The sequence below is a fragment of the Bacillus sp. FSL R9-9834 genome, assembly GCF_038006905.1.
GTDB classification, from domain to species: Bacteria; Bacillota; Bacilli; order Bacillales; family Bacillaceae_G; genus Bacillus_A; species Bacillus_A pacificus.
On the sequence record NZ_JBBOWD010000001.1, the window covers coordinates 4,404,690 to 4,428,028 of the forward strand.

At 36.5% G+C, this 23,339-nt stretch carries 21 protein-coding genes; 2 read left to right on the top strand and 19 right to left on the bottom strand.

What is annotated here, in order from left to right:
* Positions 1-212: 212 nt before the first annotated feature.
* The 12 genes from dnaI to MKY00_RS23100 all read right to left on the bottom strand — a co-directional run bounded on the left by dnaI (position 213) and on the right by MKY00_RS23100 (position 13,333).
* Positions 213-1,151 carry a primosomal protein DnaI gene (gene dnaI, locus MKY00_RS23045; protein WP_016718639.1) on the bottom strand — a complete coding sequence of 313 codons (939 nt, stop codon included), beginning with the start codon at positions 1,149-1,151 and terminating at the stop codon, positions 213-215.
* Positions 1,152-1,184: 33 nt separating this feature from the next.
* Positions 1,185-2,591, bottom strand: a complete 1,407-nt coding sequence (locus MKY00_RS23050) for a replication initiation and membrane attachment family protein (RefSeq protein ID WP_016718640.1) — start codon at positions 2,589-2,591, stop codon at positions 1,185-1,187.
* 127 nt (positions 2,592-2,718) lie between these two features.
* Positions 2,719-3,180, bottom strand: coding sequence for a transcriptional regulator NrdR (nrdR, locus tag MKY00_RS23055; protein ID WP_001203687.1), 462 nt, complete (start codon positions 3,178-3,180; stop codon positions 2,719-2,721).
* A 285-nt stretch (positions 3,181-3,465) separates the two neighbouring features.
* A complete protein-coding gene (gene speD / locus MKY00_RS23060; protein ID WP_002003660.1) occupies positions 3,466-3,849 on the bottom strand; it encodes an adenosylmethionine decarboxylase in 384 nt (127 codons plus the stop codon).
* A gap of 387 nt (positions 3,850-4,236) precedes the next feature.
* A complete protein-coding gene (locus MKY00_RS23065) occupies positions 4,237-5,265 on the bottom strand; it encodes a glyceraldehyde-3-phosphate dehydrogenase (RefSeq protein WP_000198972.1) in 1,029 nt (342 codons plus the stop codon).
* A gap of 109 nt (positions 5,266-5,374) precedes the next feature.
* Positions 5,375-5,977, bottom strand: a complete 603-nt coding sequence (gene coaE, locus MKY00_RS23070) for a dephospho-CoA kinase (protein WP_016718641.1) — start codon at positions 5,975-5,977, stop codon at positions 5,375-5,377.
* Between the two features lie 51 nt (positions 5,978-6,028).
* Complete coding sequence (gene ytaF / locus MKY00_RS23075) at positions 6,029-6,661, bottom strand: sporulation membrane protein YtaF (protein ID WP_000281751.1); 633 nt, start codon at positions 6,659-6,661, stop codon at positions 6,029-6,031.
* A 72-nt stretch (positions 6,662-6,733) separates the two neighbouring features.
* On the bottom strand, positions 6,734-7,564 hold the full coding sequence (gene mutM, locus MKY00_RS23080; RefSeq protein WP_016718642.1) for a DNA-formamidopyrimidine glycosylase: 831 nt from the start codon (positions 7,562-7,564) through the stop codon (positions 6,734-6,736).
* A 12-nt stretch (positions 7,565-7,576) separates the two neighbouring features.
* Positions 7,577-10,210, bottom strand: a complete 2,634-nt coding sequence (polA, locus tag MKY00_RS23085; RefSeq protein WP_000412815.1) for a DNA polymerase I — start codon at positions 10,208-10,210, stop codon at positions 7,577-7,579.
* A gap of 285 nt (positions 10,211-10,495) precedes the next feature.
* Positions 10,496-12,259, bottom strand: coding sequence for a sensory box histidine kinase PhoR (gene phoR / locus MKY00_RS23090; protein WP_016718643.1), 1,764 nt, complete (start codon positions 12,257-12,259; stop codon positions 10,496-10,498).
* On the bottom strand, positions 12,252-12,971 hold the full coding sequence (phoP, locus tag MKY00_RS23095; RefSeq protein WP_001065225.1) for a two-component system response regulator PhoP: 720 nt from the start codon (positions 12,969-12,971) through the stop codon (positions 12,252-12,254). Before phoP ends, phoR begins: the two co-directional genes overlap by 8 nt.
* 125 nt (positions 12,972-13,096) lie before the next feature.
* Positions 13,097-13,333, bottom strand: a complete 237-nt coding sequence (locus MKY00_RS23100) for a hypothetical protein (RefSeq protein ID WP_001267377.1) — start codon at positions 13,331-13,333, stop codon at positions 13,097-13,099.
* A gap of 89 nt (positions 13,334-13,422) precedes the next feature.
* Between MKY00_RS23100 and MKY00_RS23105 the strand changes: the two genes are divergently transcribed.
* Positions 13,423-13,554: a hypothetical protein gene (locus tag MKY00_RS23105; RefSeq protein ID WP_016718644.1), complete on the top strand. Its 132-nt coding sequence runs from the start codon at positions 13,423-13,425 to the stop codon at positions 13,552-13,554.
* A 56-nt stretch (positions 13,555-13,610) separates the two neighbouring features.
* On the opposite strand, the gene MKY00_RS23110 is transcribed toward MKY00_RS23105, so the two are convergent.
* The 5 genes from MKY00_RS23110 to MKY00_RS23130 all read right to left on the bottom strand — a co-directional run bounded on the left by MKY00_RS23110 (position 13,611) and on the right by MKY00_RS23130 (position 18,709).
* Positions 13,611-14,084 carry a MaoC family dehydratase gene (locus MKY00_RS23110; RefSeq protein ID WP_000914180.1) on the bottom strand — a complete coding sequence of 158 codons (474 nt, stop codon included), beginning with the start codon at positions 14,082-14,084 and terminating at the stop codon, positions 13,611-13,613.
* Between the two features lie 216 nt (positions 14,085-14,300).
* Positions 14,301-15,239: a malate dehydrogenase gene (gene mdh / locus MKY00_RS23115; protein WP_016718645.1), complete on the bottom strand. Its 939-nt coding sequence runs from the start codon at positions 15,237-15,239 to the stop codon at positions 14,301-14,303.
* 19 nt (positions 15,240-15,258) lie between these two features.
* Positions 15,259-16,551, bottom strand: coding sequence for an NADP-dependent isocitrate dehydrogenase (icd, locus tag MKY00_RS23120; RefSeq protein WP_000206903.1), 1,293 nt, complete (start codon positions 16,549-16,551; stop codon positions 15,259-15,261).
* Positions 16,552-16,711: 160 nt separating this feature from the next.
* Positions 16,712-17,860, bottom strand: a complete 1,149-nt coding sequence (gene citZ, locus MKY00_RS23125) for a citrate synthase (protein ID WP_000503657.1) — start codon at positions 17,858-17,860, stop codon at positions 16,712-16,714.
* A gap of 387 nt (positions 17,861-18,247) precedes the next feature.
* Positions 18,248-18,709: a DUF441 domain-containing protein gene (locus MKY00_RS23130; RefSeq protein WP_000625507.1), complete on the bottom strand. Its 462-nt coding sequence runs from the start codon at positions 18,707-18,709 to the stop codon at positions 18,248-18,250.
* A 562-nt stretch (positions 18,710-19,271) separates the two neighbouring features.
* Here MKY00_RS23130 and ytvI point away from each other — a divergent pair.
* Positions 19,272-20,390 carry a sporulation integral membrane protein YtvI gene (gene ytvI, locus MKY00_RS23135; RefSeq protein ID WP_001081377.1) on the top strand — a complete coding sequence of 373 codons (1,119 nt, stop codon included), beginning with the start codon at positions 19,272-19,274 and terminating at the stop codon, positions 20,388-20,390.
* A gap of 588 nt (positions 20,391-20,978) precedes the next feature.
* Here the strand turns inward: ytvI and MKY00_RS23140 are convergent.
* Together MKY00_RS23140 and pyk are read right to left on the bottom strand one after the other, a co-directional pair.
* Positions 20,979-21,368 carry an FxsA family protein gene (locus tag MKY00_RS23140; RefSeq protein ID WP_016718646.1) on the bottom strand — a complete coding sequence of 130 codons (390 nt, stop codon included), beginning with the start codon at positions 21,366-21,368 and terminating at the stop codon, positions 20,979-20,981.
* Between the two features lie 198 nt (positions 21,369-21,566).
* Positions 21,567-23,324, bottom strand: coding sequence for a pyruvate kinase (pyk, locus tag MKY00_RS23145; RefSeq protein ID WP_001232661.1), 1,758 nt, complete (start codon positions 23,322-23,324; stop codon positions 21,567-21,569).
* Between the last annotated feature and the right edge of the window lie 15 nt (positions 23,325-23,339).

Genomic DNA, 23,339 nt, shown 5'->3' on the forward strand with positions numbered 1-23,339 from the left:
TCCCGCGTGAAAGTTCACTCTTAGTAGAATTACATTTCCTATCGTTAGAAAATCCACTCGATATGGCTTGCTAATTTTATATATATTAAGGGAGGGAGAAAAAAATGATACAAGCTACTAGGAATTTTCAATAAGAACTTTTCATTTTATCATTCGACTACTTTAAAAAGCGTTTAACTACGAAAAAAAGAGCAAGCTTCTCAGCTTACTCTTTACTTATGACGACGGTTTTTCCCGCCAATTGGAATTGGTTTCGCTAAATATTTAATTCGCTCCATAATACGAGCTGCTTTCATTTCTTCCGCTTCACCGCGCTGCGTATATGTTAAATGATGTTCTAGCTGTTTAAAATCAAAGTTAGACGTAAAGAACGTCGGTAAGTTTTCTAACATACGGAATTGCAAAATTGCACCGAGTACATCATCACGCACAAAGCTTGACATCGCTTCTGCTCCAATATCATCTAACATTAAAACTTGTACGCGTTTCACTGCATCAATCTTTTCCCCAATTGAATTATCTTGAATCGAACTTTTAATTTCACGGAGAAATTCAGGGAAGTATACGAGCATCGAACTTATTTTCTTTCGAGCAAGCTCATTCGCAATTGCTCCTAACAAATACGTTTTCCCTACACCAAATTTACCGTATAAATATAAACCTTGTACTTTTTTACCAGGTTCATATGCACTTAAAAACTCATTAGCTGCACCAATTGCATCAATACGCGCATCTAAATCTGAAGGGTCTAAGTTTTCCATCGTTGCTTGTAAAATATCAGTTGGCATATATACACTTTGAACAAGCTTTTCATATTTCTTCCTCTCGTCATATGCTACTTTTCTAACACAACGATCATATTGAATATCAATCATCTTCCCTTGGATAACGAGCTTTGGCTCATATCCTTGCAGCATGTTTTTACACGAACCTAGATCCGGACAATCCGCGCAACCTACACTTTGTCCAATATATTCGTATAATTTCACAAGACTGCGTTCAATCATAGACGTTGTTACTTCCCCTTTATGTTCGTCTATAAATTCTTTCACACGCGGATGTGCCATTACTTCCGCCTTTAATACTTCATATCTATTTTTAAAATTTTCATTTTCCATTAACTTTGCAAATGAATTTTGAATATGCTCCATTTTCTCACCTCAAAGAGCGTTCATTCTCTTCTATTAATCACGCTTATATTTTTTTAACACTTCTTCTAATCGTTTTCGTTCGTCCTCTAACGTACTTGCACCTTTTTCAGCACTTACATCTTTTTTCACAGTTTCTTTCTCTTGTTCTTTCGGCTCTTCTTTCAGCCAATCTGGTACCATTTCTTTTCGTACTGTTTTCTTGGATGTACGACCTTTCTTCTTCGTCTCAGCCCATTCTTGATATTGACGATTTTCTTCTTTCGCTAATGCCATTGCTTCAGCAACTGTACCGACCTTTTTACGTGCCCAATGTCCCGCAATCTTCTCCACATACGTTTTCGCAAGTTTCATATCTGAGCGTAGCATAACGTAATAAATAAGTACATTCACAACACCTGGTGTTAACTTTTGATTCATCATTACATCTTCAACAATTTGCAAGTCAGCCTTCGTCGCCTCTGCACCGCCAGAGATTTCTTTCAATAGTTGCTTTGGTGAGATTTCCTCTAACTGTTTGATTAACATCTCTTCTTGCGATGTAGGCTCTTTTTCTTTCATCATACGTGCAGCGTGAGGCTGTACTCTTTCACTTAATACAGGTAACGCTTGACCGTTTTCGAACTGATACCAATCACGCGCTCCTTTTCTAAGCCTTTCGATATCAATTGTCTGCATCTCTGTCACCGCACCAAGAACGATATTTTGCATCGATAACACATCTACATCATACACGTAAGCAAGTGTAATGACACATTCTCGCACTTGATCTGTAATCGCCTTTTTAGGAACAAGAGCGGACAAGCCGTCTACAAATAAGGAGAAATCAAAGAAATCATTCCAAACTTTTGGAGCATCTCCCTTTTCATTACTTGGCATAACTGTCGCTTTTGGAATACGAAGATCTTCTTGCGCATGCTCAAGCTGTCCTGGATTAAACGAACCAAATACATCATTAAAAGAACGCGTAACATTTTCATACGATACAAAATCAAATTCTTCTTCTAAGAAATATTGTTTTACTTGATTATATTTTGTCCGACTCAATCGATTGTATAAAAAAATACTTAAAACAATATCATCAAAAAACTGCTTCGGGGATAAAGGTGGTTGCAGCTCATATATAAACATTCGAATATCTTTTTCTTTCTTAATATATACTTTTAAAAGCCCAATTGCTTCTAACTTTACTCGTTCCTCATACACTTCGGGAAGTTGCATTTGCATGGTCACCATAAGGGAATGGTGCGTATTCTCTTTTCCAAACACACGATCTTGCTCTAACTCTCCCCATAGCGTCATGTACAAGCTAAAAGCTCTACTACCTATTAACGGCTGATATAACATCGTTAACACTTTTCGGTCGTAATTATGCAGTAACCCTTTCGCACTTACTTTATAACGATCAATCGGCAATAGCTCCATCCATGACTGTTTTTCCATTCTTGCTTTTCCTTTCTCTCATCCAATCTTCACTATATAATTTATTAGCGAAAAAGAGCTATTAGCTTTCGCTTCTAGCTCTCTTATCTCATTATTTACGGTATGTAAAGAGAATACAATACAGATTCTACTCTCTTTCTTTTTGCAGTATATCTTTTAATTCTTCAATAAATACATTTAAATCTTTAAATTGGCGATATACAGAAGCAAAACGCACGTAAGCAACATCATCGATATCACGTAGTTCTTCCATAACAATTTCACCAATCATATCACTTTTCACTTCTGATATACCTAAATTACGAAGTTCACGTTCCACACTTTGAGTTACTTCTTCTAATTGTCTTAAAGATACTGGTCTTTTTTCGCACGCTTTAATTAAGCCGCGTAAAATCTTTTCTTTATTAAACTCTTCTCGTGTTCCTTCTTTTTTTACAACGATAAGAGGTGACTCTTCCACTCTTTCAAATGTCGTAAAGCGGCTTAAACAGCTTTCACACTCTCTCCTTCTTCGAATAGAGCGCCCCTCGTCTACCGGACGCGAATCTAACACTCTTGTACCATTATGAGAACAGGATGGACAACGCAATATATTCACTCCTTTACACTATACTCTTTATTTTTCTCTACTTACTTCATCTGACAATATATATACAGTATTATATAACTCATTCTAACTCTCTTACCACTTTAAGTTTAAACGCATTATGTTATCATCTCGGTTCCAAAAATAAGATGGTAGAATAGGGCGTTAACTTATTCGCAAGAGCTCAATTCATTCAACTAACGAGTACGTCATATTTTTCCTTTTTTTCAAACTAAAAAAGAGGTGCATTATACACCTCTTTACATTTTAAATCAATTATGTTCTTTTTTAAAGAGCTTTTGTTTCTCTCTGCTTAATTTCGAAGCTACCAGTGCCTCGAGGAAGCTCGATGCTCTCACGCGTTTTCGCGTTTAAACCTTCTGCAATATATTCTGCAGCAACATTTGGATCAATACGATCCCCACAAGTATAAACATCAATACTCGCGTAACCGTGCTCCGGAAAGCTATGAATTGTTAAATGTGATTCCGAGATAATTACTACTCCACTTACACCTTGTGGTGCAAATTTATGGAAAGCCACCTCACGCACTTCAGCACCAGCTCTTAGTGCTGCATCCACAAATAATTGTTCAATATACGGCATGTCATTAAGCTTGTCGAAATCGCAATCCCAAAGCTCAGCGATCACGTGACGACCCATCGTATCCATAGTATCCATTCTACAGTTCCCCCTTGTAAATTTATTCTAACTGTTCGAATTGAAAACTAATTTGCAATTTGGCTTGCTCCACTACCACGGGGGAAAGTTAGTCCAGAGAGGTCCTAACCCTTTAAGTAGTGACTACGTACCTCAGCTCTTAAGTTTACGAGTGTTAGTATACTTTGTTTATTTTCATTTTGCAACAACAGTTTTTTCGATTTTCTGTCATATTTTCCTCTTTACTTTTCCCTAAAAAAAATAAATGATTCACGAATACAGTAACCTCAACGTTTCGTGGTATGTCCACTTCTAAAAATATACTTATATAATTTTTTTCCTTTTCAGAAAAAAATAAAAAAAAGAGGGCAAATATTCACTTGCCCTCCCCTTATTCAATTAAATATGTTGTACATTTTCTTGTTTCGCTAATTCATCCACAACTAACGTTACAAGATCTACAACACGACGAGAGTAGCCCCACTCGTTATCATACCAAGCAAGTACTTTCACTTTACGATCACCCATTACCATTGTAGATAAACCATCAATAATAGCTGAGTGTGTATTTGTATTAAAGTCAATAGATACTAAAGGCTCTTCGCTAAATTCTACAATGCCTTTTAACGCACCGTTTGCAACAGTTTTGAATGCATCGTTAATAGCTTCAACTGTCACATCACGTTTTACATCTACTACTAAGTCAACAAGAGACACGTTTGGTGTTGGTACACGAAGTGCCATACCATGAAGTTTTCCATTTAAATGCGGAAGAACTTTTGCTAGCGCTTTCGCAGCACCTGTCGTTGTCGGAATAATTGATTGTCCGCAAGCACGTGCTCTTCTTAAATCTTTATGTGGGTTATCAATATTTTTTTGGTCATTTGTATAAGCGTGAACTGTCGTCATTAAACCGTTTTCAATTCCAAACTGCTCATCTAACACCTTCACAACAGGTGCTAAACAGTTTGTTGTACAAGATGCATTTGAAATAACAGTATGTTTTGTAATATCTAATTGGTCTTCGTTCACACCTACTACAATTGTTACATCTTCATTTTTACCAGGCGCTGTTAAAATAACTTTTTTCGCTCCAGCTTCAACGTGAAGAATTGCTTTTTCTTTTGAATTAAATTTACCAGTTGCTTCAATTACAACTTCAACACCTAAATCTGTCCAAGGCAATTCCTTTGGATCGCGGTTGTTTAAAAGGCGAATCATTTTCCCATCAACTAATAAGTGATCTTCAAATGCTTCTACTGTTCCGTCAAACTTGCCGTGAACTGTATCATATTTAATTAAATGTGCTAACGTTTCAGATGGATAGCTTGCATTGATTGCTACAATTTCGAATGCGCTTTCTTTTATTGCCTGACGAAATACCATTCTCCCAATACGTCCAAATCCATTAATTGCCACACGAGTCATAATATGTTATCCCCCTTGAATGCGTTATACTATTTATCTCCAATCCCAATAATAGTATAACACAAAAAGGGGATATGTCACTAAGCATTTTCATTAATTTCACAATTTTTTAGTCAATAATGTTCCATTTCTTTAAAATCCCCTGTAATTGTGTTTTCGTTCCCATAATTGTGCCATCATTATTTATCACTTCATCTGCATGTTTCACTTTTTCTTCTAACGGCATTTGAGATTGAATACGAGCTGTTGCTTCTTCTTCTGAAAAATTATTTCGCTTCATTAAACGTTCTAATTGCGTACGTGGCTTAACTGCTACAACTAAAACGCGGTCAACGAGACTTGTTAATTTACTTTCAAATAAGAGAGGAATATCTAACACAACCGCTTGCATACCTTCTTTTATGTACATTTCCTTCTGCCTATTCATTTCCTCACGCACTGCAGGATGAACAATTTTGTTTAACTGCAATCGTTTCTCTTCATTATAGAAAACGACACTTCCTAATTTCGGTCGATCCAGTTCTCCATCTTCTTGTAGTACTTCCGTTCCAAACACTTCTACAATTTTGTTATATGCTGGTTTTCCTTTTTCTACAACTTCTCTTGCAATAATATCTGCATCAATAACTGGTATATTTAGCTCGCGAAACATTTGAGATACTGTACTTTTTCCGCTTGCAATACCTCCCGTTAATCCAATTACTACCGTCATCATAACCCTCCTCATAATAAAAGGCGCGAAACTAATGTTCCACGCCCGTACTTACATTTTCCAAATTCCAATAATAATGAGTAATACCCCAGGCAGGAATGTAAATTTTTGCAACCATTTCATATTTGATAAAACCGTTCCAAGTTTCATTCCAATAAATAAAAACAAAGAACTCATCACTGCAACTAATATCGCCATCATAGCAGGTGCATACCCTAATAAAGATGCACCAATTCCAGCACCAAATGAATCTACAGAAAGAGCGATACCAAGAAGTAACGCTTCTCCTGCAGAAATGGTGCCTGATTTATCGAAATCTGCTACAGTCGGTTTCCGTAAAATTTGAATGACTAACCCAAGCGAGGCAATCTCTAATTTCCATACCTTCTCCTCTTGCTTCGGTTCTTCTTTTTTCTCACTTCGAAAAAATTGGTATAATACCCAAATTCCTATTCCAATAAGAACAAGCCCACCGATACGCGTTGCGATAACGGGTGAAAATACTTTCGCGATCATATGTCCAATTCCCATTGAAACAAGCATAACAGCCGCTGAACACATCCCGATAATTACAATTGATCTTAGTGGAATTCTTACGCTTCTTAAACCATATGTTAGCCCTACACTACAGCTATCTAAGCTTAATGTAAAAGCTAATAAAATAAGAGATAAATAAAGGTACATCGGTAAGCTCCTCCCTTATACATAGCTCTGCTGTATGTATATGACAAATGCCTATCCGATGTTATCTCTTTTCTATATTCTTGGCTGACAAATTGGGCAGTAATGCGTTCCTCTTCCACCAACAACTGTTTTTTCTAATATCGTACCGCAAGTCACACACGGTTCTCCTTTTTTTCCATATACATTTAGAAGTTCTTGGAATGAGCCAATTTGCCCTTGTGAGTTGATATACGTTCGAATTGTACTTCCGCCACGCTTCACTGCTTCGCCTAACGTTGTAACAGTCGCCTCATAAATTCGCTCAATTTCTTCTGCTGTTAAAGACGACGCTTCTCGTTCTGGATGAATTTGAGAACGGAATAAAACTTCATCTACATATATATTTCCAAGTCCTACTAAAAGACGCTGGTCTAATAATACAACTTTTATTTTACGATTTGTCTTTTGCAATCTCTCTTGTAAATACCGTGGTGTCAATTCAGCATCAAATGGCTCTGGACCTAAGTCAGCAAGAGGCATTTGATTCATTTCCTCACCTTTTTTAAAGAGATGCATCGTACCGAACTTTCTCACATCTTTATAATGTAATTCAGTTCCATCTGTAAATAAGAAACGGACGTGCGTATGCTTATCAATTGGCTCATCCTCTTGATGCAGTAAAAATTTACCTTCCATACGTAAATGTGAAACAATGACATAATTCGTTACATATAAAAGCAAAAACTTTCCTCTTCGCTTTATATTTTCAATCGTCTCGCCTTTTAGCATTTCTTTAAAGATTTCTGCATCATCTGGACGTTTTACTATTTTGGGATAGGTAACAATGACATCTTCAATTGTTTTTCCTGTTACAAGATTTTCAAGTGTCCGTCTGACGTTTTCAACCTCTGGTAATTCAGGCATTTCATCACTTCCTTATTTTGCGTCGTACCAAGTTGGGCCGTAAGAATAATCAACTTTCAGCGGAACTGCGAGTTCAATTGCATGCTCCATTACTTCTGGTACAAGCTTCTCTAATTTTTCAATTTCTTCTTTTGGTGCTTCAAATATTAATTCATCGTGTACTTGCAATAGAAGACGCGCTTGTAATCCTTCTTCTTCTAAACGATCTGCCATAATAATCATCGCTTTTTTAATAATATCTGCTGCAGTACCTTGAATTGGTGTATTCATAGCTGTACGCTCAGCAAAGCTACGCAAGTTGAAATTACGACTCGTAATTTCCGGAATGTAACGGCGGCGATTTAATAATGTAGCTACATATCCTTTTTGTTTCGCATCTTTTACGATGTCATCCATGTATTCTTGTACACCAGGGAAACTTTCTAAATACTTTTCAATAAATTCCGCTGCTGCTTTTCTTGTAATTCCTAAGTTTTGTGAAAGACCATAATCACTAATACCATACACAATTCCGAAGTTAACAGCTTTCGCTTGTCGTCTCATATTTGAAGTTACTTCATCTTTTTCAACGCCAAATACATCCATAGCTGTTTTTGTATGAATATCCATGTCATGTTGGAACGCGTCGACTAGCCCTTTATCATTTGCAATATGAGCTAATACACGAAGTTCAATTTGTGAATAATCCGCTGCGTACATAATCCATCCTTCTTCTGATGGAACGAATGCCTGACGAATCTTTCTTCCTTCTTCTAATCGAATCGGGATATTTTGTAAGTTTGGATCCGTTGAACTTAATCGGCCCGTTTGCGTTAATACTTGATTGAAACGAGTATGGATTTTAGATGAATCTTCATGTACAACTTTTAATAAACCTTCAATATAAGTTGAATTTAGTTTCCCTAATTGACGGTAATGTAAAATGTTTGGAATAATTTCATGGTGATCCATCAGCTTGTCTAGTACATCAGCTGACGTAGAATAACCTGTTTTCGTCTTCTTAATAACCGGTAAGTTTAAATTCTCAAACAGAATAACACCAAGCTGCTTCGGTGAATTAATATTAAATTCTGTTCCCGCCAGCTTATAAATTTCCTGTTCCATTTCCTTTAATCTACCTGCAAGTTCTTCTCCCATATTACGAAGACGTTCTGTATCAACTTTTACACCTTTTACTTCCATATCAGCTAATACACGTGCAAGTGGTAATTCTAACTCTGTAAACAGTTCATATTGCTCATTCTTTTCTAACTCTTCAACGAATGTTTGCTTCACATCATATAATACATGCACTTTACGAGCTACATGCTCCGCTACTATCTCTAACTCTGGAACAGCACGCTTCGCACCTTTTCCGTAAACTTCTTCATCAGATTTCACAGCATGTGTTTCTTTCATTTTCGCTACAGTACGGAAATCTTTATCTGTATCAGCCGGGTCAAGTAAGTAAGCAGCAATTAATAGATCAAAGTCAATCCCTTGCACATCTATACCGTTCCATTTCAGTGCAACGATCGCACGCTTCGCATCAAATGTATACTTTCTCATTTCTCCATCTGCAAGCCACTCTTTAAAAGCATCTGATTTAAGTGCAATGTCTGTCTGAATAAAGTAACATCCGTTTTCATTTTGAATACCGAAACCTTGAATATCTGCTTTATGATAATTATCTTCTTGTACTTCAACGATAAGCGCACTATCTTGCTGAAGCATTTCTTCTGTAACTTCTTCCACAATATCAAATGTAATATCATCTAATTCAGCTGGAGCCGTTTCTTCTGGAGTAACACCTAATTTATTTAAAAGAGATGTGAATCCTAAATTCTCGAACATTGGAATGACATCACTTGGCTCATATCCTTTATACTCCATATCATCCACATGCACAGTAATCGGTGCGTCTGTAATAATGGTTGCAAGATCTTTACTCATAAGAGCTTGGTCTTTATTTGCTTCCAGCTTTTCTTTTAATTTCTTCCCGCTTACTTGATCTATATTTTCATACACTTCTTCAACCGTTCCAAACTGTGTTAACAATTTAATCGCAGTTTTTTCACCAACTCCTGGTACACCTGGAATATTATCTGATTGGTCTCCCATTAAACCTTTCATATCGATAATTTGCTTCGGTGATAAGCTGTATTTCTCAAATAAAGCTTCTTTCGTATATTCATCTACTTCCGTAATCCCTTTTCGAGGAATACATACAAGCGTGTTATCAGAAACAAGTTGAAGTAAATCTTTATCTCCTGAAATAACTTTTACACTAGCTCCTTGTTCACTCGCTTCTTTCGCTAGCGTTCCCATAATGTCATCCGCTTCATAATTTTCTAATTCATAACGCGGTACATTGAATGCATCAAGCATCTCACGAATAAATGGGAATTGCTCTGATAACTCAGGCGGAGTCTTTTGACGTCCTCCTTTATACTCACTATATGTTTTATGACGGAACGTTGTTTTACCCGCATCAAATGCAACTAACATATGCGTCGGTTTTTCTTCCTCTAATATTCTCATTAACATCATTGTAAAACCGTAAATTGCGTTCGTATGTATACCTTTGTCGTTATTTAAAAGCGGTAGTGCAAAGAAAGCACGATACGCGATATTATTACCATCTACTAATACGACCTTTTTTTCCAAATCAGAAACCTCCCCATACAAATTTGAAATGATTTTTTTCACAGAAAAAAACCGTTTCTTTCCTCTCTCTATATTAACATGACTAATAGAGAGAAGAAAAATAACGGTTATTTTCTTTCATATATAAAACAGACTGATATTGGCATAAAGGGAAGTGACGAGAACAGCTTAACTATTCTCGTCCAAAATTACTCCTTGGATGAAGGGGTTTTCATGTATTATATTAACAGAGCTTTATTAATATTTAATTAAGCCATTGTTAATATATTGTAAACATCCTTCATCCTATTTTTCAGTTGCTGATTTTGGTAAAACAACTGTAAAGGTTGTCCCTTCTCCTACTTCACTATCCACTGTAATCGTACCGTGATGGGCCTCGACTAAATGCTTTACGATTGATAATCCAAGACCTGTACCACCAGTATTTCTACTTCTCGCTTTATCCACTCGGTAAAAGCGTTCAAAAATACGCGGAATTTCATCTTTACTAATACCAATTCCAGTATCCGACACTTTTATATAAGCATTATATTTATCTTCTGCTAATTCTACAGAAACAACGCCTCCAGCCGGTGTATATACGATTGCGTTATTCATTAAATTAATAAAGATTTGCTGCAAACGACTTGGATCTCCAATGACAGAGACACGTTTTAATGCATTTACTTGTAAAGAGATTTCTTTTTCTCCCGCTTTATTATCAAGCACCATATGAATATCTTCAAGAAGTCCCTTCATATCAACGGTACCCATATTCAATTTAAATCCTTGTTGCTCAATCTTTGATAAATCTAATAAATCTTCAATTAATCCTTGCATACGTTCACTTTCTTTTAAAATAATGTGCAAGAAATGTTCGCAGAATTTTTTATTATCCATAGCACCGTCTAAAAGTGTTTCTGAAAAACCTTTAATAGAAGTAATCGGCGTTTTTAGTTCATGAGAAACATTCGCTAAAAAGTCTTTTCTCATTTGTTCTAACTTTTTCAGCTCAGTAATGTCATGGAATACAAGGACAATCCCTTTCCATTCATGGTTCGTCCCGATAATCGGTGCTCCATATACTTCGAAATGCTTTCGCTCAATTCCAAGTGGCAATAACATTTGTTTGCGCACTTTCACTTCTGTCATAAAGATTTCTTCCACAAGCTCTATAATTTCCGGATGATGAAACGATTCATAATATAAGCGATCTAAATATTCTTCATCTGTGACGTGGAAAGTTTCCTTATACGAACGGTTTACAAGGTTGATATAACCGCGGCTATCAATTAAAATCATTCCGCTTCCCATATTTTCAATTAACGTATGCAGACGATCTTGTTGCATTTCTTGCTCAAGTGTCATCTCTTGTAAATTACGAGCTAAAATATTAATCGCTTTACTTAACATTCCCGTTTCATCCGAATGACTTTCATAAGCGCGTGCTTTATAATTCCCCTTGGCTAATTCGATGGCAACTTTCGTAACGGACTCAATCGGCCTAATATATTGCCCTGTAATTTTCATACCTAAAAATACGACTACAAGACACGCAATAACAAATCCGATAATTAATAATCCCCACGTTTTTTGATGAACGTCTTTCAAAGGCTCAATTGTGCTCTTTACCAAAATGTATCCTTGTTTCCCTGCTACATCTTGCACGAACACCGCATGGTAAAATTCATTATTTTGATCTGTTTCTTTCGTAATGACTTTATTTCTTTGTTTCGTTGTTTCAGAGGAAAGTTCTTTTATTATCCCTTGGCTAAAAGCAGACGGTTCTCCCCCGCTATATTGAACTTTCTTTTTCTCATCTACAAAGGCAATAGAAGCCTGAATTTTTTCTTCTAGCTTTTTAAATATATATGGATTTTTTAAAACATCATCAAAACCTTGTTCTTCTGCTAATACCGCAACATACTCTGTCTCTTTTACCATTCTCTCTTTCGCATGTTCTATATAATAGTTTTCAAACACGGTTTCCAGCAATAAACCGAGTCCGACTAAAATAAAAACAATAAGAGAAACAAATGTAAAAAGAAGCCTGGAACGAAATTTATTCATCCCCTTTTGGCTCCTCTAATTTATATCCTAAACCACGTATCGTTTTAATGTACGTCGGTTTTTTCGTATTTTGTTCAATTTTATCGCGCAAATGGCTAATATGAACGTCAACAATTCGTGTATCACCAGCGAAATCATAATTCCATACAGCACTTAATAATTGATCACGCGTTAATACGCGACTTTTATTTTTCGCAAGATAAACAAGTAGTTCAAATTCTTTTGGTGTTAATTCAAGCTTTCTTCCTTGGAAATAAGCCTCATAAAACTCCGGTAAAATTTTAAGTTCAGCAATTGTAATGCTCTCTTCATCTGACGATTCTGTAACTTGCTCTTCTTGTTGTAATTTCGTGCGGCGTAAAATTGCCTTCACACGCGCAACAACTTCCCTTGGGCTAAATGGCTTCGTCATATAATCATCCGCCCCAAGTTCAAGACCTAGCACCTTATCGAACTCATCATCTTTTGCTGTTAACATTAAAATTGGCGTCATAACGCGCTGCAATCGTAATTCTTTACATACTTCCATACCATCCATTTTTGGAAGCATTAAATCTAATATAATTAAATCTGGACGTTCTGTTGTCGCTTTTTGAAGCGCCATTTCTCCATCCATCGCTGTTATCACTTCAAAACCAGCTTGTTGTAAATTAAATTCGATTAAAGTTAAGATAAACTCCTCATCATCAACTACTAAAATACGATTGTTCATTCTTTTCCTCCAAGTTATAGACTTGAAACCTTCTTCATCCTAGTATTTTCCCCGTTATTCTCATCATACTAGAAAACAAGGTCCCTCTCAATATAATTGTCTATTCATGGATTCGGATTGCGCAATTAACTTGTAGTGATCCATACTTTATACACTTCTATATCTTTATTAAATTCAATACTCGTATGAATATGATATTCTCGACTTTGCGCTAAGAAAAAAGATAGAGCGTACGCTATTTTATAATCTAGTGTTTCATACCCATCAAATACTCTTCCATGCATTTCATTCGCAACCCCGTCCGCCCACACTTCAGCTTCTCTTATCGTTTCAAAGATAACGTCTTCTCTTTTCCATCTCACCTTAAAGATCACTCCTTCCATTGACTTACATTAACAATCTGTATATTATAAATTTAAATATATAGATACAAACAGTATGGAGGTCTATTATGCGACTAGTACTACCTATTCTATCTTTAATAGTAACGTGTATTCTTACATTCAACGCCCCAAGCTGGGATACAATTAAAACAGGTTGTTCAGATTTCGCTCAAGGATTTACTGAAGGATTCTTCAATTAAAAATAGCGCTAGCTCCTTTATGAAAGGTATGCTAGCGCTATTCATATTTTCATGTTTTAAAAATTATCTAATGCTTTCTCCATAATAGAAACTGATTTGAAAGGAGGCGTTACTGTTAAGGAACCTTTTACAACCGTTTCTCCTTTTTCATCATGAGCAGATACAAGCATATCAATTGTATGTTCCTCCTCAGAAACAGCCACTACTTCAAAGTGGATTTGTAACGTTTCATAATGGTGAACATGCTTCACGAACGTAAGGTCCTTTCTCGTAATATGACTACCTGGACCTGGTAAATATTTCGTAACTGCCGTTGTAATCATTCCAGTTAGCATAATGCTTGGTACAATCGGCTTTTCATACGGAGTTTGGGATGCGTAATCATGCTGAATATATAATGGATTGGCATCATTTGTTAACCCTAAGTACAATAACAAATCTTTATCCTCAATTTTTTCAGTGATAGATAATTTCTCTCCTACTGTAATTTCATCCATTTTACGACCGATTTGAACTTTTTTCTTTAACATGTTACAACCCCCTCCGATTTTTTCACCTTATTATCCTACGAAAAGCGATACCTGATCCGAAATTTACTATGATGAGGGCAATGTATAGTATAAATCTACAGTTTCATTATAGGATATTACAAATGATAGCGTTTTCATGTTATTTCAAAAAAACATTTGTATAAATAGTAGAAAAAGATTCGGGGCCCCGAATCTTTTTCTACTTCTATTTCATTATTAAACAAGAACTTTCATAACGTTACGTACAGATTCTACAGAGCGATCTAACGCCTCTTTTTCATCTGTAAGAAGTTCTAATTCAATAATTTTTTCAATTCCGTTACCACCAAGAATTACTGGTACCCCTAAGTAAAGATCGCTATAACCATATTCACCTTCAAGGTACGCAATAGCCGGTAATACACGGCGTTGATCTTTTAAGATTGCTTCTGTCATTTCAACTAAAGAAGCAGCTGGTGCGTAATATGCACTACCGTTTCCTAATAAGCCTACAATCTCACCGCCACCTTTACGGGTACGTTCTACGATTGCTTCTAAACGCTCTTTCGGAATTAACGTTTCTAACGGAATGCCACCTGCATAAGAATAACGTACAAGAGGTACCATATCGTCGCCGTGTCCACCAAGAACAAATCCTGTAATGTCTTTTACAGAAAGATTTAATTCTTGAGCGATGAATGTACGGAAACGAGCTGTATCTAATACGCCCGATTGACCGATAACACGCTCTTTCGGGAATCCCGCTTCTTTAAATACAGAATATGTCATTGCATCAACTGGATTTGTTAATACAACAATAATTGCATTTGGTGAATGTTTTGCAATGTCGCGCGTAATACTTTTCATAATTTTAGAGTTTGTTGCTACTAAGTCATCACGGCTCATACCAGGCTTACGCGCAATACCTGCTGTAATCACAACAACGTCAGAATCAGCAGTATCTGCGTAATCAGATGTTCCAATAATGTTAGCATCAAAACCTTGTACTGGGCTCGCTTCTAACATATCTAACGCTTTCCCTTTTGTTGGATTTTCCAGTTGTGGAATGTCCACTAATACAACATCTGCAAGTTCTTTTTGTGCTAATAAGAATGCTGTTGTTGCTCCTGTAAATCCTGCACCGATGACTGAAATTTTCTTGCGTTTGATTGTCATAATTTACCCCCCGCTTTAATTATGCGTTTTTGATTATCGCTACATCCATGTTTTTAATAAGTTCATTAGCGAACTCAGAACATTTCACTTCTGTTGCACCTTCCATTAAGCGTGCGAAATCATAAGTCACTACTTTTGAAGCAATTGTTTTCTCAACTGAAGCAGTTACTAATTTCGCAGCTTCGTTCCATCCTAAGTGCTCTAATAATAATACACCAGAAAGAAGAACTGAAGATGGGTTTACTTTATCTAAACCTGCATATTTTGGAGCTGTACCGTGCGTAGCTTCAAAGATAGCATGTCCAGTCACATAGTTAATGTTTGCACCAGGTGCAATACCAATTCCACCTACTTGTGCAGCAAGTGCATCAGAGATGTAGTCTCCGTTTAAGTTCATTGTTGCAACAACATCAAACTCACGTGGACGAGTTAAAATTTGTTGTAAGAAGATGTCTGCAATAGAATCTTTTACGATGATTTTTCCAGCCACTTCAGCGTCTGCCATCGCTTTATTCGCTGCATCTTTTCCATCTTTCTCAACGATACGATCATATTCAGCCCAAGTAAATACTTTGTCGCCGAATTCTTGTTCCGCTACTTCGTAACCCCAATTTTTGAAAGCACCTTCTGTAAATTTCATAATGTTTCCTTTATGAACTAATGTAACAGAAGAGCGTTTTTCGTTAATTGCATATTGAATTGCAGCACGAACAAGACGCTTTGTCCCTTCTTCTGAGATTGGCTTAATACCAATACCAGATGTTTCTGGGAAGCGGATTTTATTCACACCCATTGCTTCTTTTAAGAAAGTAAGAACTTTTTCTGCTTCTGGAGATCCTTGCGCATATTCAATTCCAGCATAAATGTCTTCTGTATTTTCACGGAAAATAACCATATCAGTATCTTCCGGACGTTTTACAGGTGAAGGAACACCTTCAAAATAACGAACTGGACGTAGACATACATATAAATCTAATTCTTGACGAAGTGCTACGTTTAGAGAACGAATACCACCGCCAACTGGAGTTGTAAGTGGACCTTTAATCGCGATTAAATATTCACGAATTAAATTTAAAGTTTCTTCTGGTAACCACTCGCCTGTTTGGTTGAATGCTTTTTCCCCTGCAAGCACTTCTTTCCAAACGATTTTCTTCTCACCATCATAAGCTTTTTCAACTGCTGCTTCTAGTACACGAGATGCAGCTGCCCAAATATCAGGACCAATTCCATCTCCTTCAATAAATGGAATAATCGGATTGTTTGGTACATTCATAACACCATTAGTTACAGTAATTTTTTCACCTGTCGTCAATGTGATAACCCCCATGTTTGAAATTTCATATGTATGAAACTGAGGGAATAACCCCTCAGTTCAAACCGTTATTCAAATTAAAATATTCTAATCATTACATCTTTCCGAAAAAATCAGACTTTTGAAAGCGTATTTTCACTATCAAAATAGTGTTATTCGCTTATCGTTGTGCAATCGGAACATAAACTTGATGTGTTGGTCCATTATAATCAGCACGCGGACGGATTAAACGGTTATTTTCATATTGTTCTAGAATATGAGCTAACCAGCCTGACATACGGCTAATTGCAAAAATAGGTGTAAATAAGTCATGGTCAATTCCTAAACAATGGTATACAGAAGCTGAATAGAAATCAACATTTGGTGGAAGACCTTTTTCTTTTGTTACAATGTCTTCAATTTTGATAGACATATTATACCATTTCTCTTCTCCTAAAAGCACGCATAATCTCTTAGACATTTCGCGTAAATGTTTTGCACGTGGATCACCATGCTCATATACACGGTGGCCAAAGCCCATAATTTTCACTTTATTTTGAAGAGCATTATGAATATATGATTCTACATTTTCTTCTTCGCCAATTTCAGTTAACATCTTCATTACATTTTCATTTGCCCCGCCGTGAAGAGGACCTTTTAACGCACCGATTGCTGCTGTAATACCAGAATATACATCTGAAAGTGTAGCTACACAAACGCGTGCAGTAAATGTAGAAGCGTTTAACTCATGATCTGCGTGAAGTACAAGCGCCTTATCAAAAGCTTCAATTTCAACTTCATTTGGCTCGCGATCATTTAACATGTACAAGAAGTTTGCAGCTAATGATAAATCATTTCTAGGCTCAACAACATCTAAGCCTTTACGGATTCTTGCGTAAGCAGCAACTAAAGTTCCTACTTGAGCCTGTAATTTAACCGCTTTCAAATAATTGGACTTTTCATCCATAATTTCAGCGCTCTCATCGTATAATGATAGCATGGAAATTGCAGTTCGTAAAACAGACATCGGATGTGCGATTTTTAAATCTACTTGTTTCAAATATGCTAAAATCTCACCTGGAACTTTATAGTATTCCGATACAATCTCCTTAAATTCCGCTAGTTCTTGCTCGTTAGGAAGCTTGCGATGCCATAATAAGTACACTACTTCTTCAAATGTAGCATTCTCAGCTAAATCATCAATATTATACCCAACATAAGTTAATGTATCATCAATAATAGAGCTCACAGATGATGTTGTTGCTACTACCCCTTCTAAACCTCGAATAACAGTCATGACATTCTCTCCTTTTCCTGAAAATTCTCCCAACCTTGCTCCTTATATCTATTTGCTCCCCTTTTGAATTATGAACGCCCGTTCACTCTTTAGGCAAGCAAAATGCACGATCATGCAAATTTGTTGCGATGTTCCCCTCTTATTGTCCATTGTTTACATGGAAAGCATGAGCGTGAATGTCTCCCCGAATCCTCACGCTCAAAACAACAAGTTAGTGAGGAAAATGAATTCCGAAGAGTTTTATGATAAAAACAACATAAAGCAATATCATTATAAAATTGTTTTATGTTGTTTTTATTTTATCTGGTGTAAAGTCTCTGCTGTTATGTAACTTTTCAAAGTTTCTAATCCTATTATAAACAATTATCTGACTTTTGTGAACAGAAAGAATTCAAAAATTTTATATTACTATAAAATTCTTTATTTAAACATCTGTATAATACTCATAACTGCATAGGCAATTCCAGCCCCAATTAATGGACCTACAGCGACCCCATTAAATAAAGCAACTGCTATAATTGTCCCGAAAACGAGTGCAGTTGTAATATGAGGATCTGTCGTTAATAATTGTACGCCACCTTTCGCTAACAGAGCAACTGCTACCCCTGAAGCTAAAGCAATCCATGCATAATACGATTTCGCTGCTTCCCCAAGTTGCTTAAAACCTATTTCCCCCGTTGCAATCGGTACGAGTACTGCTATTGTAATAACCGTAACACCGAGGTTAATCCCTTTCGTTTGTAGATAAGGAAAGACTTTATCTCCTAGAAACGTAAATTTCAATAGAAATAACACACCAATAGCTACAGTAAGCGATTGGTTTTTCGCAATAAGTCCTATAATAAGTAGTATGAATAAAAATAACGTTGACTGACTAATCATGTTTGCACTTCCTTTCTGAAAATAATGAACTCATTTCCAAACAAAAATACCTTTAAACCTATCGTTATACATGCTATATCGATGCCTATCCAACATGAATCACTTCATTTTTTATGCATTTTAAAATGAAAAACTGAGACTTTCACCATACAAATGTAAGCATGTATACATTTTAAAAAACGAGCGTCTCTCCTTTCTTTTCTAATTAGAAACAGGTAAAATAAAAAGAAGAGAAAATGAAGTTTTTACCATATAGTAGAAGCATCAACACCAAGCTTTCACAGTCACTCACGTACTGAAAAAGCAGGAAAAATCCATCATTCCACTATAACATAAAGTGAAACTTTAATCAGTGGGGCATTTTCCACTGATTATTAGCCTTCACCAATCGGGCTTTTACGGGCAGTTTATCTCCATGTAACTCCTTTGATACAGCTGCACTTCGGGCAGGAGATTTACTGCCCGTTAAAGCGGGGTAAAGTGAAACTTTAATCAGTGGGGCACACTCGTTATAAGTTGAACGAATTAGGATAATCCAAATTGGAATGGGAGGTATACATCTTTGAATCGAAACTTACTATATATGATATTGCGACTCATATTTGTCATTGTAGCTACGGTAGCCGGGTTCTATGCATTACTATATATGTCAGGACTTATCTATCCTTTTATTATCGCTTTCGCATTTGCTTATTTGATTAATCCTGTCGTCAATTTCCTTAATCAAAAACTACAATTTCCTCGCGCACTCGCAGTACTCGTTAGCTTAATTCTCGTATTTGGAGCTATCGTCGGACTCGTTACATACCTTGTAACAGAAGCAATATCTGCTACAACATACTTACTACAACTTGTTACAGTAAAATTTCCGGATATCGTTGCATTCGCTCAGCAGTTTGCACTTAATCATATTATGCCTCTCTATGATGATTTAATTTCTAAATTTAATCATCTTGGGGAACCACAGCGCTATACGATTACACAAAACATTCAAAACTTAGGAACTGAAGCAACGACGCAAATGAAAGAACTTTTAACCGCTATTATAAGCGGGTTAACAAATTTTATTAGTGCACTACCAACTACTTTAACTGTACTTGTTTTCGTTTTATTAGCCACTTTCTTCATTAGTTACGATTGGCATCGTCTTGCTCAGAAGGTAAGAAAGTTTTTACCCAACCGTGTTCATGGCTATGGAAAAACTATTTTTGTGGATTTAAGAAAAGCTTTATTCGGTTTTGTTAAAGCACAACTTACACTCGTATCTATGACAACTGTTATTGTATTAATCGGACTTTTAATATTACGCGTACCATACGCCATTACTATCGCGATTATTACAGGGGTTGTAGATTTACTCCCGTATTTAGGAACAGGAGCTGTCTTCGTTCCTTGGGTTATATACGTATTTTTCACTGGCGACACTGCTTTCGCCATCGGTCTTCTCATTTTATACATCGTCGTGATTGTCCAAAGACAAATTATGGAGCCAAAGGTACTTTCATCTAATATCGGCCTTGATCCATTAGCAACACTGATTGCTCTATTTGTCGGCTTTAAGCTCTTTGGCTTCTTAGGATTAATCATCGGTCCAGTCACCTTAGTACTACTTAATACATTACACAAAGCTCGTGTATTCCATGATTTGTGGAAATATATTAAAGGCTCACCTTCAAAATAATAGTTTCTAATTCATACACAACAAAAAACTTACATGTAATCAGTGGGAATTTCCCACTGATTATTCCTTGTACTTATTTTTCATACTCATTACATAAAACAAGAGAATTGCACTCAAAAAAGATAATCCTCTTGTTTTTTTGCATAAAAAACGCATATTTAGTGGTGTTTTTACATATTTATTCTATTATCATTATAATTATTACTTACATTTATTACTTTTTATGTAAATGAATAAATATACAAAATGGCATAAAATGAGACTTAAACTGACCGTTTGCCTATTCTTATTTAACTTTTTTCATTCCAATTCATTCTTTTTTACATACAAAAACAATCTTAAGTTCAGATTCCCACTTTAAACACACTAATTCAGAGTTAACAACTCCCCAAATCACATATCCAATCGAAAAAATACACAACAAATACAACAAAGTAAAACTTTAATCTACAAGGATCCTATCCCCATCGATTATTAACTGTCACATTCGCCGCATGTTAAAACACATCTTTCATTAACTGAACTTTAACCACCCTCTCATCCTTTTACAGACAAAAAAATAGTGCTTAGATCGCTATAATCTAAGCACTATTTCTGCACAATAATAGTTGAGTTTTTTCTAAACTTCCATTCCATCCACTTCATAACAAACGGCTTCAATACAGCCCTCGTCATAGGGACAACAAAGATGAAACCTATTATATCCGTTACATATCCAGGAAGCACCAAAAGAATACCTCCTATAAAGATAAAAATACCATCTAAGACCGCTGCTCCTGGCATTTCTCCTCTATTCAACTTAGATTGAATCTCTCCAAGCACTTTAAACCCTTGTCTTTTCGCCAAATATACACCTACAACGCCTGTAAATACGATCATAGCGAACGTAGACCACAAACCTATTACATGACTCGACCCAATTAAGACTGTAATCTCAATAGCCGGTATTAAAATAAACAAGAATAGTAACCACTTCATAGTTCTACACTCCTTTCATATCCCATCACTTTAAACACCCTCACAACGTCCATATACACCATATAAAAGCCAAACGCACTTTCCCATCAAACTTCATAATAAATAGCTTTTAAAAGCAATTTCAGACGTTTTAAGCTAATTTTACCTCATTTTTGTGTAAAAAAAAGAGAAGGACTCCGATCCTTCTCTCCGTATTACTTATAGCACTTCCGCATGTCCATTATAAACAATTCCGCGTGCTGCATCAACTGTTACTTCTTGGCCATTTTTTAAAGTTGCTGTTACGCCGTTTACACCAACGATAACAGGAATACCGATTGATACACCTACAACAGCCGCATGGCTTGTTAGACCGCCTTCTTCTACAACTAGAGCAGCAGCTTTTTCGATTGCAGGGATCATATCTTTATCAGTGCTTGTTGTAACAAGGATATCACCTTCGTTTACGTTCGCTACAGCTTCAGCAGCTGTTTTCGCTACAACTACTTTACCTTTTGCAGCTTTACGACCGATTCCTTGTCCTTTAGCAACTTCTTCACCAACAACGTGGATTTTCATTAAGTTTGTTGTACCAGTTTCAGCAACTGGAACACCAGCAGTGATTACTACAGTGTCTCCAAGTCCGATTAGACCTGCATCCATACCTGTTTGAATCGCTGTATCTAACATTTCGTCAGTAGAAGCTGCGCGCTTCTCAGCCATAAATGCTTGTACACCCCAAACAAGCGCAAGACGACGTCCTACTTGCTCGTCAGATGTTACAGCTACGATTGGAGATTTTGGACGGTATTTAGAGATCATTTTCGCAGTATATCCACTTTCTGTTGGAGCTACGATTGCAGCTACATCAAGAGCAAGTGCTGTATGCGCAACAGATTGGCTAATTGCATCTGTAATTGTTGGAGTGAACTCTTTAATACGTTTTTTGAACATATCTTCATATTGTAATGATTTTTCAACACGTACTGCAATGTTAGCCATCATTGTTACTGCTTCTACTGGGTATTGTCCAGCAGCTGTTTCACCTGAAAGCATGATTGCGTCTGTACCATCGAAGATTGCGTTAGCTACGTCACTTGCTTCCGCACGAGTTGGACGTGGGTTACGTTGCATAGAATCTAACATTTGTGTTGCAGTAATAACTGGTTTACCTAACACGTTACATTTTTTGATTAGACGTTTTTGTACTAATGGTACTTCTTCTGGTGGAATTTCTACACCCATGTCACCACGAGCTACCATTAAACCGTCAGAAACTTCTAAGATTGAATCGATATTGTCGATACCCTCTTGGTTTTCGATTTTTGGTACGATTTGGATGTATTGAGCGTTATGCTCTTCTAGTAATTCACGGATTTCTAATACGTCAGCTGCTTTACGTACGAATGAAGCTGCGATGAAATCAACTTTTTGCTCGATACCGAAGATGATATCTTTTACGTCTTTTTCAGTGATACCAGGAAGCTTAATGCTTACGTTTGGTACGTTAACACCTTTTTTATTTTTTACAGTTCCGCTGTTAAGAACTTTTGTACGGATGTTTCCGTCAGCTTTTTCGATTACTTCTAGCTCGATAAGACCGTCATCGATTAGAATGCGAGAACCTGGGTTTACATCGTCATAAAGACCAGCATAAGATACAGAGAACTTCTCTGCAGTACCTAATACTTGCTCAGTAGAAATAACAACTTCTGCACCTGTTACAAGCTCAGCTTGTCCGTCTACGAAGTCGTGAGTACGGATTTCTGGACCTTTTGTATCAAGTAAGATACCAACTGTTTTACCAGTTTTCTTTGAAGCTTCACGAATGTTTTTAATACGAGCGCCGTGTTCTTCATGGCTACCATGAGAGAAGTTTAAACGAGCAACGTTCATACCTGCTTCGATTAATTGCTCTAATTTTTCAATACTTTCACTAGCAGGACCTATAGTACATACAATTTTAGTTTTACGCATATTGCACCTCCGAAA